Raw genomic sequence first — 23,968 nt, forward strand, 5'->3', positions numbered from 1 at the left:
AGGCGGGGAACATGAAAAAGCAGGACGTGAAAAGGAAAATCATCTTTTCCGATTTCTTTCGCAACAACGGCATTTTGATGGGCAGCGTGCTGATCGGGTTGGTTGGTTTTTGGCTGATCTTTCTGATCATCCTGCCCCAGCTTTCTATGTTGGATTATTCCTTCCGGTTTAACCTGCCTCCATCCGAACAGGGCGGCCCCAAGGATGTTTATACGCTCAACAACTATCGGCATTTGCTTTATGGTTCTGACACCTCTGGGGAAACCTATAACACCGTCGATCTGATGGTCTTTGGCCGCACCATTTTGGCGGCGATGATGGTGACCATCTTTAACATTATCTTGTGCTATCCCCTTGCCTATCTTCTGGGCCAATCCAAAGGATCGGGCCTTATCCGATTGTTGGTTGTGCTGCTAATCATACCCTACTGGATCAACGAAATCCTGCGCGCTTTTGCGTTGCGGATTATCTTTGGCGACAGTGGTTTGTTGAACGAAGTGCTGATGTTTCTGCACCTCACAGATGGGCCGATTGATTTCATCCGCCAGAACGTCGCGCTGTATGCGGGGCTGGGGTATGCCTATATTTTGCTGATGCTGTTTCCGATGTATAATGTCATCGAAAGTCTGGATCGCAACCAGATCGAAGCCGCCCGCGATATGGGAGCCAGCTGGCTACATATCCATCGCCGTATTGTCATTCCCCACGCCAAACCGGGCATCGCATCGGGTGCAACAATGGTTTTCATGCTGACCGCTGGCGCCCTTGCCGCGCCGCAGGTTTTGGGCGGGCCAAGCAGCCTGTGGTTCACGCAGTTGGTTTACCAGTGGTTCAACAACTCGTTGAACTGGCAACAAGGCGCGGCCTATGCCATCGTCCTGTTGTTTGCCACGATTGTGATCGTACTGACCGTGATGCGCATCTTTAAGGTGAACATGGGGGATATTGGCAAATGAAATCCTCTTTTGTCGTGCGCATAGCGCTTGGGGCGTATCTGCTGATCTTTTTCAGCTATCTGCTGGGCCCTCTGGTGGTGATGAGCCTAACCGCCTTTAACTCACCCGCTTTTCCATCTGTATCTCCTTGGGCGTGCTTTACCTTTGAGTGGTTCGAAGTGCTGTTCAACGACAAGCATATTCGCGATGGTATTTATTATAGCGTGATCATTGGCATCGGGACGGTGATCTTGTCGGTTTCGATGGGGCTTGCAGCCTCTATTGTGCTGACGCAGGTTTGGCCGCGCCTTCGGTCGACTTATTATACAATGATCATCGCGCCGATCCTGATCCCGGGTGTTGTCCTTGGGATCTCGACTTTGGTGTTTTGGGATCGGGTCAGCGTGTTTTTGGGGGCCACGGATGGCTCATTCATTCACGGGTTATTTCACAACGGGATTTTCCTGACCATCTTGGGGCAGTCCACCTTTATCGCATCTTACGCGATGCTCGTCTTTGTCGCGCGCCTTCAACGGTTTGATCCCGGCCTTACCGAAGCTGCCTTGGACCTTGGTGCGACCCATTCCCAAGCCTTTCGCAAGATCATGCTGCCGTTCATGCGCCCTGCAATTGCCTCGGCCTCGGTATTGGCGTTTCTTGCCTCGTTCGAGAACTATAACACCACCACCTTCACAATTATCGACTATAAAACGCTGACAACTGTTCTGGCGCAAAAAGTACGGTTGGGGATCAACCCGTCGATATCCTCTCTTGCGTTTATCATCATCGCATTGACCGTTTTTGCAGCCCTTGCGTTTGAGGCCACACAGCGCAATCGCCAGCGCAACGAAGCCATCGCCCAAGGCCGCGCCAAACCTATGGGCAACAGCATTTTGCCAAATTTCATGCGGGGCAATGCTGCTGCTATCGCTTTTGTCCTGCTTGCTTTTGCTGTCATTGTGATGATTGTCTCGTCCCAGACTTACAGCCCTCAGATGTGCAAAGAGCGGGTGCGCGAAGCGCGCCAGATCGAAATTCAAAAGAGCATCGATGCCCTCACCGCCGAACGTGCGCGCAAGCAACAACAGGCTCAGGAGCAAGCGCCAACAACAGAGCAAACCACCCCAGCCCCAGCAGGGAATGGGGCCTTTGGTAACGTCTTCTCCCCGAACAATCTGACAACCGATGAAGCCGCACCTGAGCCCACAGAACCCCAAGGCGGGAGCGGTGCGTTTGGTAACGTCTTTGCCCCAACCAATCTAAACAATGATGACTGATATCCATTGGCCAAATCAGGCGATGTGATCAATCGCCCATAAGGAACGTGAAATGCTCATTGCGCAGCTCAGTGATACGCATATCTCCGCCCCAGGGCACAAAACATGCGGCGTCGCAGATATGGCCGCAAATCTGCGGCGCTGTGTAGATAGCATAAACAACCAAGACCCCCGTCCTGATCTGGTTCTTCTAAGCGGGGATGTGACCCATTCGGCCACTCGGATCGAAACCGAACATGCCGCCGAAATTCTTTCCGCGCTTGAAGTTCCTTTGTTTGTTGTCCCCGGCAATCACGACGACCGGAAAATCCTTGCAGAGGTCTTTGGACCTATGCGTTGCCCCACGACGCAAACCGGTTTTATGGATTACGTCATCGAAGGATACCCCCTGCGGATTATCGGGCTAGATACACTGAATACCGGTCAGCACAGCGGCCAAATCAGCCCCGAACGCCTAGATTGGCTAAAAGAACAGCTGCACACAAAAAGCGACCTTCCCGTTGTTCTTTTTGCCCATCACCCACCGCTAAAGTTAGGTGTCCCCGAAACCGATCAGGAAGAGTTTTGCGGGGCGGCCCATTTGGGCGAGCTGGTCGCGGCCCATCCTAATATCGAACGGTTCCTATGTGGTCACATCCACCTTCATACCAACACAGGCTGGCACGGAACAATTGTAACCACCTGCCCCAGCATCGGCATGCAGCTAACGCTGGACCTGAAACAACGAAACCCATCTCAATTTCTTCTATCCGAACCAGCCTATTTGCTACATCACTGGACCGCTGATGAGGTGCTAATCACACATCCAATCCAACTATCTGAAATGGATGGTCCGTTTGATTTCACTTCGTAAATTTCAAACCACGGCAGAATGTGAGCCATGGCCAATTCGCCCCTTTAACGGACCATCTAAAAGCTGCGGTGAAACGTGAAACCGCAATCATTAGCCTTGTAATCGTAAAGCGAAACATTGGAGGCGTTACGCTCGATCTGGCAGGTCAGCTTGGGCCGCGCGCCAAATATTTTGATGTGCTTGGGTTGATAGGACACGCCCACGGCGATTGTCCCATCTGCGCGAAATAAATCCGTTGCAGGGAACAGCCCGTCATACTGTCTGTTTGTGTATCGTCCAAACAGGCCAAGCGTGCCGATTTTGTCAAAATGACGGGAGGCATCAATCGATAGCCGTCCCTCCCAGTATTTCAAATGATCCCCACGAGGAAGCGAACGGGCAACGCTTAGGCCAACCCCCAGACGGGTTTTCACATCAAGGACACGGTCATAACGCAAATCGAGCCGCCCATAAGGCCCGCTTAGGGCGTCTTCGTCAAGGTAACTGCGGTTTTCAATGACACTAGAGAAACGCAATTGGTGCCCCCCTTTGTGAAACAGATTCACAGCCGCATTCAGCCCGACATCGCGGCGCTCTAATGCGAAATCATGATCCAGTCGAAATCGTAAGAACGGCTCAATGATGGTCTTGCGGCCAACCGAAAACCGTTCATGTCGGGCTGCAAGGAAAAGACGGGTTGAGTTAAGGTCTCCGCTGTCAAAAACACTGTGGTCAATGCGCCCGATGACCGTCAACTCTGCTGCATTCTCCAAGTTAAACCGATAAGAGAGACTAGCGCCAATCGTGCTCCCGATACCGCTTTGTTCCTGCCCCGCACCAGAAGGTGTGAAAATTCCAAGCGCCGTTTCAAAGCGGTCATTATAGGTATAGCGGCGAATATTATCCGAAGGGCGAAGAGCGAAACTAAGCCTAAAGCGCCAAGGATCCTCGCTGTTGATCTTGGCTAGGGCACGCGACAGGGTATTTACGTCAGCCTGTGACGGGCTGTTCTTTAGCAGCTGCATCACATGATACCTAGCGACCTCGTAATGTTGCGCTTGATACGCCATGCGAGAGAGAGCCCAGCGCGCTTGGCGGTTGTCTGGATCACGTTTTAGGACCGCCCTAAGCTCTGCCAAGGTAGGTTGGGCATAAATTGGGGCGGCGTTCAAAACAAGCGCCGCCCCAAGGAAAAGTGCCACGCCAAAATTGCGTGACCGTTTGAGCATTGAAACCAATTTTTTAAAAATGTGCATGGCGAAAGGTTTTCAAATCCCGTTGTCAGGGCAGACACGGCTCAGGCCTGCCCTGACAGATGCGCATCAAATGCTTGGATTATTCGGCAACGACAAAGACGCCAGAGGTGCCCGCCGTTTCAGTTTCCCCAATGCCCCCCGTCGGCGTGATTGTGTTTGTGCTGCTTCCGTCCAAATCGGCGCTAGCGATCAGCCCTTCGCTGTCCGAAAGAAAGCGACCATCAACATTTAGATCGACCTCTGATTCAACACTGCCTTCTGCATTCGAGCCAGACAAATCGCCCGCCAGCGTCCCGTCAAACGTGTTACCTGTGATGCTGCCAGATAAATCGAGCGCGCCATCAAGCTCGCCAACCAGCTCGGCCGAACAGCTGGCCCCCGCCAAACATTCGCGGTTCGCACCAAAGCTACCGCTGATTTCATAAAGACCCAGATTGCTGGCCGAGCCTGTCACGGTCGAATTTGCGAAATCCGCCTCAACGTTCATAGACCCCAGAACGGCTTCCTCTTGGCCGGTGACGTTCAATTCTATACCGCCACTCAACGACGCCTCTGAAGGCAGGTCTTCGACGGCTGCAGCATCAGCCGCAGCTGAACGCGAAATCAGTATCTGCGCGGCGTCGAACTCATCGCTCCCCCCGCCGCCCAAACTGCTGCTACAGGCAGAAAGAGCGCCAAAGGCCGCAAGGACACCAAAAAACATATAAGAATTCATTTCTTATTCCCCTTTATCAAACAAATAGAGCTTAAGAGGTTGAATATGGCGCAGCATCACCCTGCGGGGTGAAACACAGCGGAAAGAATCGATCTCTAAGGCAGCGCTGATATTTATGCCGTTGACTTTCATCACGCTAAAAGAGGCCTGCCGCCCGCCAAAAGGTCGGACAAGCAGGAACACTTTCATTTTTGAATAATTTGACTAGACTAACCTTCACTCTGCGCGCACCTCTGCAAGCCAGACAGGAGAGACGCCATTCATTCCGAAGACCTGATCCACAAGGCCTATGAGCTGTCCTTAAACCCCGATAGCTTGCAAGATTTCCTCGAAACATGGGGGAATGCTGCGGATCTAGATGAGGCCGCATTGAACCAATTAGGAAACCACCTTGGGCGGGCCTCTGAGGTGCTAGACCGTATTTCAAAGGTTGATTCCTCAGGTTTAGGTAACCAACAATCTGCGCTTGGCCTTGAGGCGGTTGTGAATTTTGACGGATCTTACACAGTCAAATCAAAGGCGTGGGAGGCCTCTTTTCCGGCAAGTCGCAGCCTGTTTGATATCCTGCCAGACTGGCACCATTCCGATATTGAAGCCGCATTTTTTGAGATGCGTAAAGCAGATAGCCCACCAGCGCGCCTAGTTGTATGCCGAGGCGACAATAGCACCGATGATTGCATGGTCCTGATCTACGCTGGCAATCAATCCTCTGGAGAGCTTACAAGCAGCTTTCATATCCGCCTGTTAAGGTCCGCGTGGTCGCAGCGATTGTCCATGTATTTTTCAACGCAGCATGGGCTGAGCACCGCAGAACTGAGCGTGTTTGAACTGTTTGTAAAAGGCCTGTCCAACCAAACCATCGCACAGCATTTGGGAAAATCCCAAGAGACAATTAGAACCCAGTCGAAAGCGATTTATGCAAAAATCGGTGTCTCTGGCCGTGAAGCAGCGGTGCGCTTTGCGCTTCATTTGCAATTCATGTTGCCCTTGGACCCAACGGCCACGTCAAAAGCGTTAAAGCAATTAGAGTCCGAGGTCATCACGGTTCAGGGATATAAGATCGGCATAACCCGAAAAGGCATGCTGTCGGGCAAGCCATTCATCCTTCTGCACGGTATTGTTAGCGGTTATGAATTTGGTGCCACATTCGAGGAAGAGCTAAGGCGGGCAAACCTCTGCGCCATTTGTGTAGAGCGCCCTGGATATGGCCGGTCGGACAATCCTAAGACGACAGAGACCATCCTTGATGAATGGCTCACAATATTTCCGGCGTTATTGGATGCCCTTGGACTAGAGCAGAGTTGCCTTGTCACACATGCCTCTGGTGCAACCTATGTTGCGGCCACCCTTGCGCAACATCCCAAACGTACTGGCCGCGGCATTTGCATTTCAGCTGGGATGCCTAATTTTGATGGCGTTTCACACAAAAAGCACCCTGTTTCACACCGGTTCCTCTATTGGTGTTTGCGCAATTCACCGGAATCGTTGGGGTTCTATTTCAAGGCCTATGCAGCCTATTTATCCCGTGGCGACAACTATAATAAGTTGATCATGGCCAATTACGCGCGCAACCCCTCTGATTGCAAAGTTCTAGAAGATCGGGCGCATGTGAACTGTGTGATTGCTGGGTACAAACTGCTCGAGCGGCCCAAAATGATGGGCCTGAGGGGGGATTTGATTAGCCTTTGGCAAGATATGGAGCGTTGGAAAAAAATCACCGCGTCTCCACAACCTCATGCGCACCTTCACCATATCTGGGGGGCAAAGGACCAGATGATCTCGCTGGAGGCCAGTCAGGCCTATTGCGACAGTCATTCTTTCACCTCGTGGAGCATACTCGAAGGCGGTGGGCATTTATTACCATTCAGCCACCCCCAGCAGATCGTTCATCGGATCGCACGCATGGTGCATGATGCGCCAGATTGGGCTGCGCAATGACCGATTTCGCAACGCTACCCTTGGTCCAAATTCTATTCCTTATTGTCTTGACCATCTTGGATGGCGTGTTCGGGATCGGTCTGTTTTTTAGCGGCCTGTTGATCCTTGGGACCTCGATTTATCAATATAACAACGATCTATTGAGTATTTGGCAGATCGTGATCAGCATCGTTGCGGGTGCGGTCATCGCGGACAACATAGGGTTCCAACTAGGCCGCCGCGCCAAACGGCTGGGCCGCAAGCTTCCCTTTAGGCAAAGTCATGTCGATCGCTTCTATGCCATTATGGAACGTTTGGGGGGCTGGGATATTGTGGTTGTTGTGTTCGGTCGCAGCTTTGCATACAGCCGACCGATAGCTCCTTTTCTTGTCGGGTTCTCTGGAACCACACCGATCAAATACCTCTGGATGTCAGCTGTCTCTGCCATTCTTTGGGTTGGGGCATGGACCCTCATTGGCTTCCTCAGCGTTGAAGGTTTTCAAGGGATTTTAAATCAAGTGGAGGCCTAATCAGCATAGGCTTTCTGCGCTCTAAAGGGCGGGCAATGTTTCGCCCCCCGCCCATTTCCACAAAAGATATCCTTGCAGATCAAATAGCTATGCAACCAGCCCCTTCTGGCTCTCTACTCCGCCTTTCGTGGATTTGGTTGGTTTAAGGGGCAGCCAATAGCAACGCCTTATCAAACTTCTGAAAATAGAGTGTAATTTGCCGTTTGCCGTTATCAAAGTAGTGATGACTCAGGACCAAACCCTTGCTCAACGCCCCAACTTATAGGGCACCTTGTCAGCGAGAGTATTCACGTGGTCCTGAAAACTACGGCACGAAACCTATTTCCGTTTCTCATCCTCGGTCTGAGCGTTCTGCTCCTGTCTGAACAGCTGAGCGGTGATCTGTGGCATGATTTGCCCCGCTACATGCTATCGATTCCTTGGCAGATATGGATTGGGGGTCTGATCTGCACCGCGCTCAGCTTTTTTGCACTTGGTCAGTACGACGACTTGGCCCATCGCCAGCTTGGCACTGGGATGTCCCAAAACCACAGCCGTGTGTCAGGGATGACGGCGATCGCCCTTGCGCAAACGATTGGGTTCGGGATGCTAACGGGCGCTGTGTGCCGTTGGCGGATGTTACCGACCCTCGGCGCAAGCCGTGCTTTAGCCTTATCCGCTTTTGTGTCGCTGTCTTTTATCATGGCATTGGTTGTGCTCACTGCTCTTGCCTGTTTGGTCCTGCCAGCGCCGCGCGGGGCGATTATACCTGCTATGGTTGTCACATGCGCCGTGCCGCTGTTCGTTTTTGCGCTTGTCCGATTTCCGCGATTTCGCTTGGGCAAAAACGATATAAAGCTACCAAGCATAACCATCACGGCTGGTATCTTTAAATGGACGTTGGTTGATACATTGGGCGCTGCGGCTGCGCTTTGGCTTTTCTTGCCACCAGAGATCGACATGTCATTGGTGCATTTCTTTCCAATCTATCTCATCGCGCTGCTATCGGCCTTGCTGTGCAATACCCCTGGCGGCGTTGGGCCGTTTGAGCTGGTTTTACTGGGGGTCTTCCCCCATGTGGGGGCGGATAGTTTGATGCAATCGATCATCTCCTTTCGGCTGGTCTATTATGCGCTGCCCGCTTGCATCGGCATGGTGATGCTGTTGTTCCCCCTAAAAGGGGGACAGCGTACTGCCCTGCCCGATGCCAAGTTTCATACAATAGAAAACGCGCAACGTAGCGAAGTTGGCGTAATCCGCCAAAACGGAGGGCGGCTGGTTACGTTTAAGGATGGGGCGGCAGCATTCTGGTCAACACCACAAACGGTCTCAGCTCTCTTTTCGCCTCTATACGGGACCATGCCAGCCACCTTGCAAGCCGTACAAAACGAAGCATGGCAAAGCGGCAAAATCCCTATGATCTATAAATGCACGGCACGCGAAGCGACCGCAGTTCGAGAGGCGGGTTGGGCGGTGGTGCATGTCGCTGATGATGCATTACTGTGCCCCAGAACGTTCACCTTGGATGTTCCCGAACGCCGCAGCCTTAGGCGCAAATTGCGCGCGGCCGAAAAAGGCGGTGTCGTCGCCCAAAAAGAAACACAGCTACCGCTAAAAGAGATGCGCGAAATTGATGCGGAATGGCGGGCCATGCGCGGCCCTGCACGCGGAGGAACCTTGGGGCAATTTTGCGAAGAATATGTATCGGAACAATGGGTAGCAATTGCCCGACTGAACGGAAAACCCATTGCTTTCATTACACTATTTACCAACCAACAAGAATGGTGTGTTGATCTGATGCGACAGGGCCATAACGTACCAAACGGGACGATGCATGCCTTGATCCATTGTGCGGTCCTAGCGGCAAGGGCCGAAGGGGTTGCCCAATTTTCCCTCGCTGCGGTTCCTCCAGATCGCGCAGCGAAAACCACTGTTCTGCATCACTTGCATGGCTATGTTCTGCGCAAAGCCGCAACTCCCGGCCTTATTCAGTTCAAATCCAGTTTCGCGCCCCAATGGACTCCACGTTATGCGGCGTCAGTGAATCGCATTGGGTTAGCATTGGGGCTTGTCGATATCGCCGTGGAAGTTCATGGCAGGCGGAGAAATGACGCCCCCTGATAAGGCCAAGGGTGGTGGGTTCAGACGTCGAGCAATTTGACCAGCATATCTAGCGCATCTTCAAGGTCTTGCGGCTGTTCAAGCCCACGCGAAACCATCATCGCGCCCTCAAGGCTAGACACAAACACCTTTGCAAACATTGCCGCATCCAGATCCGCCCGAAACTGACCAGCCGCCTGCCCCTCACGAACGACACGTTCGATCCAATCGTTTTGGTCGCCAAAAAACCGAGCAACCTCGGCCCGAACCTGCGCGGGTAAAGACGCCACATCAGCAACCAACATGCCGCCCAAACACACTTGCTCTTGCTCTCGAAGAGTGGTCACAAACATAGCCCCATAAGCGCGCAGTTTCTCCGCAGCGGAGCCAGCATCTATCTGCTCGATACTATCGTTAAACGACAGCCGATAAGCACGTGCAGTTGCCTCGGCTAAATCTGCCTTGGTCGCATAATGGTAGTGGATGCTTGCGCTTTTGATGCCCACGTTTTCAGCGATGTCGCGAAAGCTAAATCCGTTAAAGCCCCGTTCCATCATCAGCACACGTGCTGATTCAAGAATATCCAGAGCTTTCCCTGTGGGTTGCATTTCTGGCATCACAATCTCCTTACCTACCAACCACTAGATAGACTGTTGACATGAAAAAGACAAGCTCCTAACAGTTACCTACCTAGTACTAGATAGATAAGGAACAGCATGTCAAAACTCATCATGAATCGCCGCAGCCTTCTTGTCGGCACAGCCGCAACAACATTAGCCACACCAAGCATTGTAAGCGCCAACATCCTTGGCGGTGGCCCGCTTGATCAGGGTACAACACCGCTTAAACATGGCGTTGTGACCGTGGCCGACTTTGGCAACGTCAAAATCCATAGCTACCAAAGCCCTGATTTGACGGGTTGCGTGACGACCCACGTAATTGAAACGCCTGAACGTCTGGTCTTTGTGGATGGTCAACGCTCTGTCATTTACGGGCAAGAAATCCGCGATTACGCCGAAGCCACAGGCAAGCCTGTAGATCGTATGATCATCTCTCACCTGCACCCAGACCACTGGTTTGGCGCGTATCAATTCCGCGATGTGCCGATCTATTCCTTTGCCGAAACGCAAGCCGAGATCGATCAATTGGGCGACTTCTTTATCGAAATCAGCATCGAATCTTTGGGCGAGCATGTCCCCCCAGCCAAAGTTGTGCCAAATCACCTGATCGAACATGGGGCGACAGAAGTGATTGATGGCGTCACATTTGAGTTCCGCCACGTGACGGATGCGGAATCCGACAACATGATGACGATCTATCTGCCTGATCAAAAGGTCCTGATCGCCCAAGACATGTTGTACAACAATTGCCACCTGTTCTGTGGCCACGGTAACTTTGACGGTTGGAAAGCAGGTCTGATCGAGATGCAAAAAGACACATCTTTTGATCTGGTTTTGCCGGGTCACGGCCCAACAGCCGGTTCGCGTCAGGCAATTGATGATGCGTTAGTCTATCTTGATTACGCCCAAGACGCATATGCAAAATCGACCACGGGTGAGGAGCTGAAAGGGGCTATTCTGGATCGCTACCCTTCCTATCTTGCGGCAGGTTTGGTTGATATTCAGAATCTGTTCCTATTCCCGAAATCCTAAAACACCCCCACCGCGGACAGGGTTCGTTCGCGGTGGGATCACGCCCTTTCTGAAAGGGCCAAAATCGGATCAGGGGTTACTTGATCACCCCCCCTACCTACTGGTAGGTAGTATGAAAATTTGTCAACCCAACGGTGACTGCGAAAAGGAAAACCCAATGGAACTGAATGCCGATTTCAAATCTCGTGTTGTTATTCACTCTGACCAAATCGAATGGGTTGCATCCCCGATGCCAGGTGTAGACCGCCGCATGTTGGACCGGATCGGTGATGAAGTCGCCCGCGCGACCTCGATTGTGCGTTATGCTCCGAATAGCAAATTCTCGGCCCACACCCATACTGGCGGCGAAGAGTTCATCGTGCTGGAGGGGGTGTTTCAGGACGAACATGGCGACTTTCCTGCTGGAACCTATGTGCGCAATCCCCCCACCACCTCCCATACACCTGGGTCCGACGACGGATGCGTAATTTTCGTGAAACTATGGCAGTTTGACATGGACGACCGCACGCAATTTCGCAAAACCATGGCCGAGGAACTAGCAACGCCAGTCAATGGTGTCGCAACGGCTGAGCTGCACCGAGATGCCCGCGAAATCGTATCCTATAGCCATCTCGATGCCGATGCTGTCCTTGTCAATTCTGGCACAGGAGGCATCGAAATGCTGGTCATTGATGGCTCTGTTTCTGAAGGGGGCGAGACCCTTGGAAAAGGTGCTTGGCTGCGCCTGCCAGAAGGCCATGCGTTGAATGTGACTGCGGGGCCAACTGGCGCGAAGGTATGGCTCAAAACCGGCCATTTGGCCTATGCACAAGCACCGCGGATTTAACCTGATGCAAAACCATCCGCATTCACTACCCGCCCTTGCCAATGCAGGTCTTGGCCAATCGCTTTGCCGCCTGCCGCTATCGGGTCTTAAGGGATGACTGTGCTGATCATTGGCGGCGGGCTTTCTGGTCTCGGCCTTGCCTATGCGCTTGAGGCGCAGGGCGAGGACTATCACCTAATCGAAGCACGTGGACGGTACGGTGGCCGCATCAAGACTGAGCGCTTGGGAGATGGGTATTTCGATTTGGGGCCAGCATGGTTTTGGCCCGACCAGCCGAGAATTGCTGCGCTGATCGCTCAACTGGGGCTGAGAAAATTCGATCAATTCGCATCAGGAGACATGGTTTTCGAAGACGAAACTGCGCGCGTGCAACGCAACCGCGGCTTTTCGTCTATGGAGGGGTCTTGGCGGCTTCACGGGGGGCTTGGCGCCCTCATCGACGCCCTATCGGGCGCTTTGCCAGAGACCCGAAAATCCCTGAATGCAGCTGTAAAAGAGATTACCAAAACCGAAACAGGCATCACCGCCACCCTCACCACAGGTGAAACATTTCACGCGGATCATGTGGTTTTGTCGATGCCTCCGCGCACCGCGGCCAAGATTACCTTTACCCCCGCGTTGCCAGACGAAACAATGCGCAGCTTGCAGAGCGTCCCGACATGGATGGCGGGGCACGCCAAGTCCGTCGCTGTCTATGACACACCGTTTTGGCGCCATGAGGGGTTATCGGGGGATGCGCAAAGCCGCTTTGGGCCGATGGTCGAAATCCACGATGCATCTCCTGACATCGGCGGGCCTTATGCATTATTCGGGTTTATTGGCGTACCACCGCAAGGGCGCGTTGATGGGCAGACCCTGCGTGACCATGTGACCGAACAGTTTGTGCGTCTGTTCGGCGCCCAAGCCGCCAACCCCAAACAGCTTTATATCAAAGACTGGGCTTTTGATCCCTACACCGCAACCAGCGCCGACCACGCGCCGCTATATGCCCATCCGACCTATTCGATGCCCGCAAACCTGAGCAACCTTTGGGGTGGTCAGCTCCAGATTTCAGGAACCGAGGTGGCGCCTCATTTTGGTGGTTTTCTGGAAGGGGCATTAGAGGCCGCTGAAAATACATTGGCAGCTTTGAAGGCCCAAAAGGTGATATCCCAAGGTGCCAACTGATACCAAAACATCCCAATTGAACGCAGCCGAATACCCGCCCGTCTGAATGATGGGTTGCAAAGCGCTTCGAACTACCCAAGGTTTCAAACCCTGAATATAAGTCGCCCAACACGAATCCAAAGCCGTTGCTAAAGGACATCCAGATGATTAGCCCAACTTTATCCTTTAAGGAAAATTTGCACCTATTGCCCTCCACGCAAAACCTCGCGCGCATCGATCTTCTTGATCAAGACGGGACTCTTGTTGGGTCCATTGAAAATGCACCAGGGCAGCAAGGATCGCTTGCGGTTTATGGTTATCTTCAGCAGTGTTTTGGTACCCTTAACGCCAAAGCAGCAGAGCATGGCCTCGATGTTTTTGCCGAACACACAGCCGATGCCAAAAACCGCCCCGGAGCGCACCCCAACATTGACCGCTTGCTCAAAATCATAGACGGCGACGCACCGTTAGAAATTCGCCCCATTAAAGCTTAGAGCGTGCGCCCCCCCCTATTTCGCGGCTTAGGGTCGGCTGGCTTTCTGACGTGATATTACCAGCACCAAACCGAGCCCTCTCGATACGAAATCAGAGAATGGCATCAACTAAGCGTTTAAGGCACAGAGTTGGCGAGGTGAGGCGAAATACCTAAACATACTCAACCTTCAAAATTTAACATCTAGAGAAAGTTAAATTGTGCCCAGGGGCGGCACATTAATCCACAAATTTATTATCTCTTTAAGTCTCTCTCAGTTTCGATCCCCCATAAATACAATATTTTCAGCTATTTCTGAGTTGCGCAAGATCATTTAAACGCGCAAACATAAAGGTGGACACAAAAGGGGGCGCAGAAAATGGCCGCAATTCACAAACTCAGCGCCAGACAGATCGAAACACTACCATCAGGAAAGCATGGCGATGGCGGCGGTCTCTGGTTGAACGTGAGGGATGGCGGATCAAGGCAGTGGGTTTTGCGCGTCACGGTCCACGGCCGGCGGCGTGAGATGGGTTTGGGTGGGTACCCAGCCCTAAGCCTCAAGAAGGCACGCGAGGTAGCTACACACTGGCGTACGATGGCCAAGGCGGGAGTTGACCCCGTGAAGGCACGCGAGAAAGAGCGCCGCGATGCTCTGCGCAACCTTCACCAGTTTGCGGATGTGGCGAGGGATGCCTTTGAAGCGCGCAAGGCCGAATTGAAAGACGAGGGGAATGCTGGACGCTGGATGAGCCCCCTCGAGCGGCACATAATTCCAAAGATCGGCAAGGTTCCAGTATCAGAAATTGACCAGATCGACATAAGGGACGCGCTGAAACCCATCTGGCATGAAAAAGCAGACACGGCACGAAAAGCGATGAACCGTATCGGGATTGTCCTGAAACATGCGGCGGCGCTTGGATTGGACGTCGATTTGCAGGCTTGCGAAAAGGCCAAGGCTCTCTTGGGCAAGACGCGCCATGTTGCAAAACATGTACCCGCGATGCCGTGGCAGGAGGTTCCAGCCTTTTATGAAGACCTATCAGACGGCACAGTGACCCATCTAGCTTTGCGACTGCTGATCCTAACGGGCGTGCGCTCACAGCCCTTGAGGTTACTCACACTGGACCAACTCGACGGCGATACGTGGACGATCCCAGCAGAGAATATGAAGGGCGCAAAGGGCAAAACCTCGGACTTTCGTGTACCTCTCTCGACTGAGGCCCAGCGCGTGATCGAACAAGCGTTGCCTCATTCCCGCAATAACCTGCTATTTTCGGGCTCCCGCGGCCGCTCACCGATTAGCGATATGACCCTCAGTCAGTATATGGCCCGAGCAAGCCTAGAGGCGCGGCCTCATGGGTTCCGCACGTCCCTGCGTACTTGGATAGCGGAGTGTACAGATGCGCCACACGAGATAGCAGAAATGACGCTTGCACACGCCACGGGCAACAGTGTGAGCCGAGCATACCAGCGCAGTGACCTGTTGGAGCAACGCCGCGCCCTGCTTGAGAGATGGGCTAGCCATGTAACAGGCCTATCAGGCCAGTTGGTGAAGCTGCATGGTTAGGCGCAGGGGCGGGTTCTGATACGCCGCGCGACAACAAATTACTGTACCTGACTTTGCGGCCTCATTAATGTGACCACACAAAACCCGTTTCCACAAGGCAGCGGCACTTACGGGAGAAGCCCAAAACCTTAGATAGACGAGGTAGTAAATGACGCTTCAACCAATTCAACCAAATAACGAAAATGAATTTAATCAGGCCCAGATTGTCAACTTGGGCATGGATCCTCTACTCACGATCGACGACATCTCAAATTGGATGCAACTGCACAAAGCGACCCTATGGCGATGGGTTTCAGAGGGCAGCTTCCCTCGCGGCCAGAAGCTGGGGAGGGCCACCAGATGGAGAAAGAGCGTTGTTGAACAGTGGCTTGCAGACCACGCGGAGCGAGCAGCCGCTGACGTAGCGCATGAAGCCGCCGAGGCAGGCCACACCGCCTGAAATGAAAAGGCCCCGCCGTGCGCAAACACGGTCGGGGCTCAATTCTTGCCGGTTTGCTTTTACCCAGCGCATCCACATTCGACCCATACCTCAAGCGCGATCTAACAGCAAGCTGGCCCCAGTTTTTTGGAGCCGAAAATGAGACGTTTAAACGAAGTCTGCGTGGCGATTACCTCGCACTATTCCATTGATCAATGCGAGATCGACGCTCGCGCCGCCGTTGTGGATGAAGCTATGCGAGCCTTGGCGCTAGGCTTGCCGCGCTGCCTTTACCGTGAAGCCATGACACAAGATGGCGCATATCGGACAGATGTTGAGTGCGTGCGAGGTCTGAAGGCTGTTACGGACCGTGAGGTGCAAGAGGTCCGCGAGGCTATTGGCCATGCATGACCGAGTTCTACGCAAGATTATGGCTACAAAGAGCATTCCCTACACCGCTAGATGCATATGGGCCGTCATGGCTACCCATAAACAAGGGTTCACCATCAAACGCTATTACCTCAAGGAGGAGCTTGGCGTGAGCGAAGCATCAATCAAGTCCGCGTTCAAAGAGTTGCGCGCCCTAGGGATCGTTGAGGAAGCCAGACGCAAACCAGGCGGAACCTTCGAGGACGGTTCGAGGCTCACCGCAGATGGAAAAACCGCCTTTGGTGCCGCAGGTGGAAAAACCGACCATGGATCCATAGGCGGAAAAACCACCTCATTAATCCAAGATAGCCAGCACTCCAAATCAAACGTACCGCGCCCTAGGGCCGTAGCTTCACCGAGCGTGTCAGATGTTATAGACCTCAACGACAACTTTGCGCCAGCATCTACGTTTGGCATTTGCTTAGAAAAGGTCACATCGCCCCTCAACGATCCGTTATACCTTCAAAGCCAAGAGCGAGACGCGAGCTGGGAGCCTTGCTATGACTGAGTGCGCGGGGATACCTCTTAGGCTTACCGAGCAACAGATTGAAGCAGGGAAATCGGCCGCGGGAGGCTTCACAAGGAAGCAGCTCAAATCTTGGGGCGTGCCGTGGCCACCGCCGAAGGGGTGGCAAAAAGCCTTGCTGACGGGCCGCAAAATCCCACGTAGGAAGCGATCCGCAAAACAAGCCAAAGCCATCGCGCGGCGGTACGAAGCGCAGCGCAAGGCCGATGTAAAGCGCAAGGCCGAGGCAGATCACCGCAATTTTGATAGGGAAGCAGGCAAGGGTCTGTGACTTGATCGGGCATCTACGCCTGATTTGATCGCCAGCCGCGATTTTAGCCCCACTGAGCGCCTATCCAGCAGCTTGACGGGGCTATAGACCTAAAGCGCCTCACGGGGGATATTTTATAGATGGCAACGTTGCAAGGTTACCTCGATCGGGGCTGGCGGTTCATAGGGGCTCGATCAAAAGGCTCGGCAGGGGTGTGCAGGGTAAAGTGCCCGAACGCCTCATGTGGATTAGTCTTGGGGGTACAGGGTGGCGCCCAGCCATCACCCGAAGCTGTTGAGGTCGATCAGCTTGTAGAATTGAGCGTTGCTCTTGCAAATCGCCGCTATGATCTGGGCCTAACATCGGACGACATTGATGACTGCGCGGGTCTCGGGCACCGACACGTACAGAAAGTGGAGGATGCTGGGCGCAATTTGGGTGAAAGCCGTACCATATCCTCTGATGTGGTTATGGCGTTGCTAACACAAGTCCTGGAGGAGGGTCTGACCGAGGATAACGTTCTCCGAATGTCCAGTATGGTGGCGACAAGGTCAGGAATTGAAGGCAAGAGGCCCCCGAGGCCACGTATTCCTACCGTAGATACCCTGCTCTTGATCGTACAGGCGCTAGGCGGCCGATTGTTGATTGACTGGGGAGAACCGCCACGGCTCACACGGCGGCTTATGGATAACTCAAAGCGATGAAGTGCTCGCCACCTGAGCAACCAACTTTTCGGCGCCCTCCTTTGAGCGGATAACACTGGACACCTCTCTTGCGGCTGGGGAAATTGGTGCCGCCGTTGCCTGCAATGGCTGAGAATATCCCGCAAATCGCGCAAGCCACACACTCGCACGCATGGCCACACTGAGGTTTTCGTCCTGTTCTGATAGCTCGATCATGCGCAGAATTGCCTTATGCCCAGCGCCTTTACGTTGCATCTTTGTGAGCTTGGCGAAGATCTGCTGACCATGCCTGCTTGAGCGAAACCGATAAAAACTGCGCTCGGTGATCCCTGCGGCCTTGGCTGCTGCGCGCCCTGTCGTCTCCTCCCCTGTAACTGACACACATGCGGCGGCAATTGTGGCGGGTCTGGTACGGCTTTCGGCCGGTTTCCAGCCATTAAGGGCCTCAAACAACCCAATAGAGAGTGGGTATTCCTTAGAATTGAGGGCGATTTGGTCGGATTTTGACATTCGTCGAACATAGCAACCGGGTAGGCGGTATCAGAAGCACCTTCCCGTTCGGCCCATTGCGGACCTTCGGGACCCTGACCGGATGCTGCGGTGCAGCGTCTCGAAAGCGGACCTCGGATTTTGAACAGCTATTCTATGTCCCAACGATGCACGACTTCGGTGCGTGTTGCGGCTGGACCTCGGATTTTGAACAGCTATTCTTTTGATAAACACCACCGCGCTTTGCGCCGAGTTGCGGCTGGACCTCGGATTTTGAACAGCTATTCTGCAGGATGATATTGACGCGCTGTGTGGTGAGTTGCGGCTGGACCTCGGATTTTGAACAGCTATTCTACATCAGCACTTGCCCAAATATCCACAGCAGTTGCGGCTGGACCTCGGATTTTGAACAGCTATTCTCAATCGCGCCCCCGAATAGAGCCGTTCTCTGTTGCGGCTGGACCTCGGATTTTGAACAGCTATTCTACAATGAGCACCGCAACAACATCCGCAGCGTTGCGGCTGGACCTCGGATTTTGAACAGCTATTCTCAATCAACGTGACTGATGTGAAGCTGCAAGGTTGCGGCTGGACCTCGGATTTTGAACAGCTATTCTAGGTCTTCGAGGTTAGAGAACGCAGCGATAGTTGCGGCTGGACCTCGGATTTTGAACAGCTATTCTTAGCGTGATTGACGAAGAACAAGCTACATCGTTGCGGCTGGACCTCGGATTTTGAACAGCTATTCTGAATGAAAAGAAGCCCCGCCGTAACAAGCGGTTGCGGCTGGACCTCGGATTTTGAACAGCTATTCTTGAAACAACGGTCAAGGCAGATGTATTCCTGTTGCGGCTGGACCTCGGATTTTGAACAGCTATTCTGGACTCCCGTGTAATTCCTTGTTTTCACAAGAAAATACACGGTTAACGTTCGAGTTTTCTGATGTGGTACGCATCAAAACATCACCAATTGCTCTGGATTCTTGCGGGCACTCTTCCTGCCCTGATCCGCGAAATGGACGATATCACGGTATTGGCGGTCGGTGAAGTTGAGGATTTGGATATCTCCGGTTTCAGGTAAATTTCGCTCGATTCGGTTCACACGGGTCTGGAATGCCTCTTTGCCATTCACAAAACGGGCGTAGACAGAAAACTGACTGCGCTCGAACCCATCATCCAAAAGAAAATTCCGAAACGCTGTTGCCGCTTTGCGTTGCGGTTTGGTGTCGGTGGGTAGGTCGAACATTACCATGATCCACATCAGTCTATACCCCGATAATATGTGGGTTTCAGTCGCCATTGCATTGCCCCAGACTTGCAAGTGTCAATTTGTCAGGCGGGTTTGGCAGAGCGAGGCGTAGCTTCGTGGCCTCGAAACTCTGACCTAGTGACGTGGTGAGCTTCGAGAGGGCAACAGAGACAGGCGTGATGCCATCGCCCAGCGGCAGGTCTGTCGCTATCAGTCGCGCAAGCGCAATTTTGGCGCTGCTGTCTACATCTGGGCCATGTTCCTGAACAATGCGCCTCACGCTCAGATCGACCAAGGGACGAAAGGGTTCCATCAGGTCATCCGCCATCGCAAAGGCGTTGCCGCGGTTTGCGTGAAACAGGCCTATTGTCGGATGCAGGCCCGCCGCGACCACAGCTCGGGATGTTGCGGCACGCAGCACGGTATATCCGTAATTCAACAACGCGTTTTCATCACTTCCGCCCGTATCGCGGCGAAAGTCCGGCCCCATCAATCGGGGCCAGTAGTGACGCGCGGCCTGTGCCTCGACGTTTGTGGGATCGCCCGATTGCACCTTGCGGGTCATCATGTGCAAGGGGAAGGGGGACTCGCCGACGGCATCAAGTGCAGCTGCCTGCATTTGGATCTTAGCGATGATTACCTGCTTCCAAGCCTGCTTTAGAAAAGGTGCCTTGGCTTGCCACTGGGCACGCATCCTGGCGCCTTGCAGGTGATGGCCTTCAAGCGGCAGCAAAACGGATTTCGGGGCATGGTTAGCGGCACATAAAACAACTGGCACACCGCGCTCAGCGAGCTCTACCAAAAGCGATGTCGACCATGTGGTACCGTGGGCGTGAACAATGACGCCTGCGATCTGGTCAAACGGCACGCGACCTACCTCATCGCCGTCATCGGAGACCTTTAAAAACCCGCGTTCACGCGACAGGTATCGTCCGTCTGTCGAAATATCTACAATCTGATCCAATAGTCACCCACCCGCCCCCACGAATCGTAACACATTGTATTTTAGTCCAAGTTTTTGAATTTACCTAATCGGCGGGGGGCCGGGGTCGCGAACGCGGCCCATTTCATCGACGCCGACACGACGCAAATCGGCCTTGATCAAAGAGTTGGCTGACATTTGATACCACTCGACTGGTTCGTTTTTCCGCTTTCGGCCATCCGCGTTCGCCTCGAAGTGGGGCACCAAAAACGCACCATTGGAAGGGTCAGTCTTTTGTACAAAACAAATGACCGTCTTACCGTCTCGTTCAATCGCAACCATGTCTGTCTTATGCAGCCGGATGATCCTTTTGGCCGCTGGATGCGGGCGCTTGGGCTCAGTCAGATTATGATGTTCCCACGTCGTGATGACTTGCGACTCAATCTTGCCGTTGGGCAAACGCCAGATTTCAAACGCATGATTGCTGCCGCCCTTATAGGCCTTGATAGGGGCATTATGCGGCACCGAAATCCGCGCGGTATCTTGGAGCGTTTTGATAATCCGCACCCGCCGCGTGCCTCCGTACCGTTTGCTCCGGTCAAAGAACTTTTGCAACACTGTCGTGAAATCCTTGTCAGACCCGTTTTTCGTGGCAAGTGTCAGTTGGTCGCGCAGATAAGGGTCGCGGATATATCCATTGCGGCTACCCTCGATCAGATGGCCTGACTTGAGTGATTCGATAGGAATCCGTACGGTTACGTGGGTTTCGTCAATGATACCGAGCGCTGTCGCTTCGTGGAGCGCCCCACTGGTGGTGTCTTCGCCTCTGCCCTTCGCCAGTGAGTCCGTGCGTCCATGATCTGCGCGATGACTGACGGTAATGTTTTGCAATTGGGCGGCAATGTCATCGCGAAAACTGTCCCACGGCGGCGGCGTGGATTTCAGCGTGTCCTCTGCGCCTGCCTGTTCATCACTGGCCGCTATCTTGCTAATCTTCTGGATCAAACTGCGATCGGTGGCAGCGACCACAGCCGCATCAATCGCATGGTGGCGATGATCGGTCCGATTCTTGCGTTTGACGGTTTTCTCATCACTGTCAGCCAGAGCTTCCAACCCGTTAAGGCCCCAATGCCGCCGCAGCATTTCCGTCAACCGTCCCGGCACCACCCAGACGTGGGATTTATCATCACCACCATCATAAAGCGCATCTAGATAAGTTCGTGCCAGCCGCGATAGATACTGTGTATCTTTTAGCGCGCGGGCGGTGAAATCGCGTTCGCCCTCGAACCGCTCTATCGCGTCGGGCGCAAAACGCCAAGCTTTGTTGTCAGGTAGATATTTCGCCACCGAGTCCATCGCATCACGATCAAGCAGGCCCTTTTCAGCGGCTTCATGAGGGGCATAGTTGCGCTTCTTTCGATTCGCTTCTTTCAGGCAAAGCGTCTTGTTGGTGAACCCATCATCCAGTGTCCGTGAAAACGGCAGGATGTGGTCGACATCGCAAGAACCATCAAACAACATGCCCGCACTGATACGTTGCCCCGTGTAGGGGCAGAACCGTTTCATCACATCATCGTCGTTCAAATCTTCCCAAAGACGCAGAACCATGCGGTTGCCGCCAGTGTTAGGCACGCCCATCTCTTCAAGCTTTTCACCTCGCCGGATGGCCGCTTGTGTGTTTTTCTTGATGGTTCGTTCAACGTCCGCCTTTTGGTCTTGTGACAGTTTCAAATCACGGGCGAGTTCGACGACAATTTCGTCTGGCTTTCCATGCACCTCGATGATCCGGTTCACTAACCGGCGAAGTTGGTTCAGCCCGATATGAACCGTAGGATTGGTGATGCGTCCAAAGCGGGTGATATCATCGTCACTGTCATCGTAAGTGCCGGGGATGACGTGCCGATCAAGGATTTCACCATAATAGGGCAACCGGTCCAGCACCTCACCTGTGCGCTCATCCGAATGGTGCCAACCACAACTTTCAACCGCTTTGCTGTAGGGGATAACGTTTGCTTCCAGCGCTGCAAGAATCCGTTTTGTTGCAGTGATCCCCAAACGGCTATATCCATCGGGCAGCGGTGCATAGGCTGCACCCTCGGCATGTTCGGCAGCCAGGCGGTGTTGCGACACCAACCAGGCGACCAATTCCCTATGGTCCGCGTCACTTTGCACAGCGCGGATGCGGTTTACGACCTCCCACTGAGCGTTATGATCCAGGGTCGACCAATACGACCCGATGCGATCCGGTTTTGACAGGCTTGCGCGGACCGGATCACAGGCGATAGCATCACGATTGGCAGTCTCGAGTGTGAAATATTGCCCTGACCGCAGCTTGATAACCTTTCCAAGCGCCTTGAGCTTTATGCTCATCCCCGACAGCGATTTCGTATGTGCCTTGTTGTCCAGCGCGTGCAAAATCGTGTCGCGCTCCTCCAACGTCAGAGCACGCGCCACTTCGCCCAGCTGGGCAACGCGAAGCGCATTTACCGTTTCAACTAGAATGCGCCGTTGGTTCAGCGGATGGGCGGACGCCACACGTTCCTCATTGGTGAACAAGCACTTGCCGACTTTCGGTGTTTTCAGGGGACGTTGGTGGAAAATGATGGTGCCTATTTCATCTCTCAAGTCCTCTGTTAGGACACCATGATACTCCGCCTGAGCCTCCCAAAGTGCATCAAACTCATCGCGCAGATGCTGCCGGTCCGGATAGAAATCATACCCGGACTCCTCCTTTTCAGCCCCATCCCGCGCAGCAATCGTAAGGCGCGTGCGAACGGCGGGCGTCGTACGAGGTGTGTCGGCCTTCTGGCGACGCATGTGCAGGAATTCACCATACGTCCGCGCCCTATGGTCCCGCATGGCCCAATCCAGACGCGCTGTCGCGTCTATGATTTTGCCGCTTTCATTGTCGCCTGCATCGGTCTTGCGGTTCGATTTGAACCCTCGCCTCTGGTTCAGGTGAAACAAAGCCCGCCCGAGTTCTGTCAATTCAAGTGTTTCATCGAGCCCTCGTGCCCGTAGTTCATAAGGATCGAGTGCTTCCAACTGTTTGGCTTGCTTCGGGTCCGACGGCATCAACCCAACTTCCGCCATCCGTTTCATCAGGGCCGCTTTACGTCGCAAATATCGATCTCGCCTGCGCCGTTGTGCCCGCGCCACGCGTCGATCCACGGCGAGTGATCCTTTGGATTTGGGGTCACGCCCATCAGAGAAAATACGCACACCACCATCAATGACAGATGTTATCTGGCCGTCCGTCGTTTCATAAATCCACCACCCGATTGACGTGCTACCGATGTCCAAACCCAAACGCATTATTCTATTCTCACCTAGTTCAATTACCCAACCTAAACTTGAAATCGATGCGATAGCCAGTGTTGACTTCAAACATCAATAGGTGTTTTTTGATAGTGTTCAAAATCCGCGGTCGAGCCGTTAACAAGCATTCGATTGCACCACATTAAAACGCGGGCCACGGCCCGCGTTTTCTTTTTGATGTTTGTCTGTCCAGTTTGCACATTTGCGCCGAGACCAGAAGCATCACGGTGCCAATCCAAGGTCGCCGACACAATCAGCTATGGTCTTCGGTGATTACTAAATTTCGGGATTGTAGGCGGAATAATTAGGCATTGTTGCCGTTGGACAGTATCCGAGGTCCGCTTACGAGCCCATTTTCCCTTTGCATGCCCCCCGCAGCGAACGACCGCTTTCCGCCCTAACCCCTGCAGGCCCCTATGAGCTGCCTGTCAGGCATTTTCTACATTCGGGAATCCTAAAATTCTGAAAAACAAAATTT

Annotated in this window: 23 protein-coding genes and 1 CRISPR repeat array; of the genes, 15 read left to right on the top strand and 8 right to left on the bottom strand. The window is 53.4% G+C overall.

The genetic code is table 11. The annotated features are described in order from the left end of the window. The first annotated feature begins 11 nt into the window (after window positions 1-11). From Z948_RS0103725 to Z948_RS0103735, 3 genes are read left to right on the top strand one after another with little or no spacing between them, the layout of a single operon-like run. Window positions 12-956: an ABC transporter permease gene (locus tag Z948_RS0103725; protein WP_052033095.1), complete on the top strand. Its 945-nt coding sequence runs from the start codon at window positions 12-14 to the stop codon at window positions 954-956. After that, a complete protein-coding gene (locus Z948_RS0103730; protein ID WP_025058234.1) occupies window positions 953-2,212 on the top strand; it encodes an ABC transporter permease in 1,260 nt (419 codons plus the stop codon). Before Z948_RS0103725 ends, Z948_RS0103730 begins: the two co-directional genes overlap by 4 nt. Before the next feature lie 52 nt (window positions 2,213-2,264). Beyond that, a complete protein-coding gene (locus tag Z948_RS0103735) occupies window positions 2,265-3,065 on the top strand; it encodes a phosphodiesterase (RefSeq protein WP_025058235.1) in 801 nt (266 codons plus the stop codon). A 56-nt stretch (window positions 3,066-3,121) separates the two neighbouring features. Here Z948_RS0103735 and Z948_RS0103740 read toward each other — a convergent pair whose 3' ends face one another. The 3 genes from Z948_RS0103740 to Z948_RS19015 form a co-directional block, all read right to left on the bottom strand. Beyond that, on the bottom strand, window positions 3,122-4,273 hold the full coding sequence (locus tag Z948_RS0103740; protein ID WP_162171768.1) for a tetratricopeptide repeat protein: 1,152 nt from the start codon (window positions 4,271-4,273) through the stop codon (window positions 3,122-3,124). A 106-nt stretch (window positions 4,274-4,379) separates the two neighbouring features. Beyond that, the gene (locus Z948_RS0103745; protein ID WP_025058237.1) at window positions 4,380-5,015 is read right to left on the bottom strand and encodes a hypothetical protein; all 636 of its coding nucleotides are present in this window, start codon (window positions 5,013-5,015) and stop codon (window positions 4,380-4,382) included. A 3-nt stretch (window positions 5,016-5,018) separates the two neighbouring features. Then, a complete protein-coding gene (locus Z948_RS19015; RefSeq protein WP_162171769.1) occupies window positions 5,019-5,198 on the bottom strand; it encodes a hypothetical protein in 180 nt (59 codons plus the stop codon). Window positions 5,199-5,330: 132 nt separating this feature from the next. Between Z948_RS19015 and Z948_RS0103755 the strand changes: the two genes are divergently transcribed. From Z948_RS0103755 to Z948_RS17810, 3 genes are all read left to right on the top strand, one after another. Further along, window positions 5,331-6,953 (top strand): bifunctional helix-turn-helix transcriptional regulator/alpha/beta hydrolase, encoded by a 1,623-nt coding sequence (locus Z948_RS0103755; protein WP_025058239.1) that lies wholly within the window; start codon window positions 5,331-5,333, stop codon window positions 6,951-6,953. After that, window positions 6,950-7,462 (top strand): DedA family protein, encoded by a 513-nt coding sequence (locus Z948_RS18380; RefSeq protein WP_025058240.1) that lies wholly within the window; start codon window positions 6,950-6,952, stop codon window positions 7,460-7,462. The genes Z948_RS0103755 and Z948_RS18380 overlap by 4 nt, the downstream gene beginning before the upstream one ends. A 291-nt stretch (window positions 7,463-7,753) precedes the next feature. After that, the gene (locus tag Z948_RS17810; RefSeq protein ID WP_025058241.1) at window positions 7,754-9,562 is read left to right on the top strand and encodes a phosphatidylglycerol lysyltransferase domain-containing protein; all 1,809 of its coding nucleotides are present in this window, start codon (window positions 7,754-7,756) and stop codon (window positions 9,560-9,562) included. 20 nt (window positions 9,563-9,582) lie between these two features. Here Z948_RS17810 and Z948_RS17815 read toward each other — a convergent pair whose 3' ends face one another. Then, the gene (locus Z948_RS17815; RefSeq protein ID WP_025058242.1) at window positions 9,583-10,158 is read right to left on the bottom strand and encodes a TetR/AcrR family transcriptional regulator; all 576 of its coding nucleotides are present in this window, start codon (window positions 10,156-10,158) and stop codon (window positions 9,583-9,585) included. 99 nt (window positions 10,159-10,257) lie between these two features. Here Z948_RS17815 and Z948_RS0103775 point away from each other — a divergent pair, with 99 nt between their 5' ends. The 9 genes from Z948_RS0103775 to Z948_RS19020 all read left to right on the top strand — a co-directional run bounded on the left by Z948_RS0103775 (window position 10,258) and on the right by Z948_RS19020 (window position 16,851). Further along, window positions 10,258-11,193 carry an MBL fold metallo-hydrolase gene (locus Z948_RS0103775; protein ID WP_025058243.1) on the top strand — a complete coding sequence of 312 codons (936 nt, stop codon included), beginning with the start codon at window positions 10,258-10,260 and terminating at the stop codon, window positions 11,191-11,193. Window positions 11,194-11,350: 157 nt separating this feature from the next. Then, window positions 11,351-12,019 (top strand): cupin domain-containing protein, encoded by a 669-nt coding sequence (locus Z948_RS0103780; protein ID WP_025058244.1) that lies wholly within the window; start codon window positions 11,351-11,353, stop codon window positions 12,017-12,019. Between the two features lie 93 nt (window positions 12,020-12,112). Further along, window positions 12,113-13,186 carry a flavin monoamine oxidase family protein gene (locus Z948_RS0103785; protein WP_025058245.1) on the top strand — a complete coding sequence of 358 codons (1,074 nt, stop codon included), beginning with the start codon at window positions 12,113-12,115 and terminating at the stop codon, window positions 13,184-13,186. Window positions 13,187-13,329: 143 nt separating this feature from the next. Continuing rightward, window positions 13,330-13,659: a DUF2322 family protein gene (locus Z948_RS0103790; protein ID WP_025058246.1), complete on the top strand. Its 330-nt coding sequence runs from the start codon at window positions 13,330-13,332 to the stop codon at window positions 13,657-13,659. A gap of 357 nt (window positions 13,660-14,016) precedes the next feature. Next, window positions 14,017-15,207 carry a tyrosine-type recombinase/integrase gene (locus Z948_RS0103795; protein WP_025058247.1) on the top strand — a complete coding sequence of 397 codons (1,191 nt, stop codon included), beginning with the start codon at window positions 14,017-14,019 and terminating at the stop codon, window positions 15,205-15,207. 148 nt (window positions 15,208-15,355) lie between these two features. After that, window positions 15,356-15,646 (top strand): helix-turn-helix transcriptional regulator, encoded by a 291-nt coding sequence (locus tag Z948_RS0103800; RefSeq protein WP_025058248.1) that lies wholly within the window; start codon window positions 15,356-15,358, stop codon window positions 15,644-15,646. 138 nt (window positions 15,647-15,784) lie between these two features. Then, on the top strand, window positions 15,785-16,036 hold the full coding sequence (locus Z948_RS0103805) for a hypothetical protein (protein ID WP_025058249.1): 252 nt from the start codon (window positions 15,785-15,787) through the stop codon (window positions 16,034-16,036). A gap of 67 nt (window positions 16,037-16,103) precedes the next feature. Continuing rightward, a complete protein-coding gene (locus tag Z948_RS0103810; protein ID WP_156023484.1) occupies window positions 16,104-16,562 on the top strand; it encodes a helix-turn-helix domain-containing protein in 459 nt (152 codons plus the stop codon). A gap of 97 nt (window positions 16,563-16,659) precedes the next feature. Then, a complete protein-coding gene (locus tag Z948_RS19020; protein ID WP_162171770.1) occupies window positions 16,660-16,851 on the top strand; it encodes a hypothetical protein in 192 nt (63 codons plus the stop codon). A 671-nt stretch (window positions 16,852-17,522) separates the two neighbouring features. Here the strand turns inward: Z948_RS19020 and Z948_RS0103825 are convergent. The 4 genes from Z948_RS0103825 to cas9 form a co-directional block, all read right to left on the bottom strand. Beyond that, window positions 17,523-18,023: a hypothetical protein gene (locus Z948_RS0103825; RefSeq protein ID WP_156023483.1), complete on the bottom strand. Its 501-nt coding sequence runs from the start codon at window positions 18,021-18,023 to the stop codon at window positions 17,523-17,525. A 99-nt stretch (window positions 18,024-18,122) separates the two neighbouring features. Then, window positions 18,123-18,883: a CRISPR direct-repeat array (repeat unit 36 nt; unit sequence GTTGCGGCTGGACCTCGGATTTTGAACAGCTATTCT). Window positions 18,884-18,956: 73 nt separating this feature from the next. Continuing rightward, window positions 18,957-19,301 carry a CRISPR-associated endonuclease Cas2 gene (cas2, locus tag Z948_RS0103830; RefSeq protein WP_281170038.1) on the bottom strand — a complete coding sequence of 115 codons (345 nt, stop codon included), beginning with the start codon at window positions 19,299-19,301 and terminating at the stop codon, window positions 18,957-18,959. Continuing rightward, window positions 19,291-20,214 carry a type II CRISPR-associated endonuclease Cas1 gene (gene cas1, locus Z948_RS0103835; protein ID WP_025058255.1) on the bottom strand — a complete coding sequence of 308 codons (924 nt, stop codon included), beginning with the start codon at window positions 20,212-20,214 and terminating at the stop codon, window positions 19,291-19,293. Before cas1 ends, cas2 begins: the two co-directional genes overlap by 11 nt. A gap of 60 nt (window positions 20,215-20,274) precedes the next feature. Further along, window positions 20,275-23,487 carry a type II CRISPR RNA-guided endonuclease Cas9 gene (gene cas9, locus Z948_RS0103840; protein ID WP_025058256.1) on the bottom strand — a complete coding sequence of 1,071 codons (3,213 nt, stop codon included), beginning with the start codon at window positions 23,485-23,487 and terminating at the stop codon, window positions 20,275-20,277. Window positions 23,488-23,968: the final 481 nt, after the last annotated feature.

The organism is Sulfitobacter donghicola DSW-25 = KCTC 12864 = JCM 14565, assembly GCF_000622405.1.
Classification (GTDB): domain Bacteria; phylum Pseudomonadota; class Alphaproteobacteria; order Rhodobacterales; family Rhodobacteraceae; genus Sulfitobacter; species Sulfitobacter donghicola.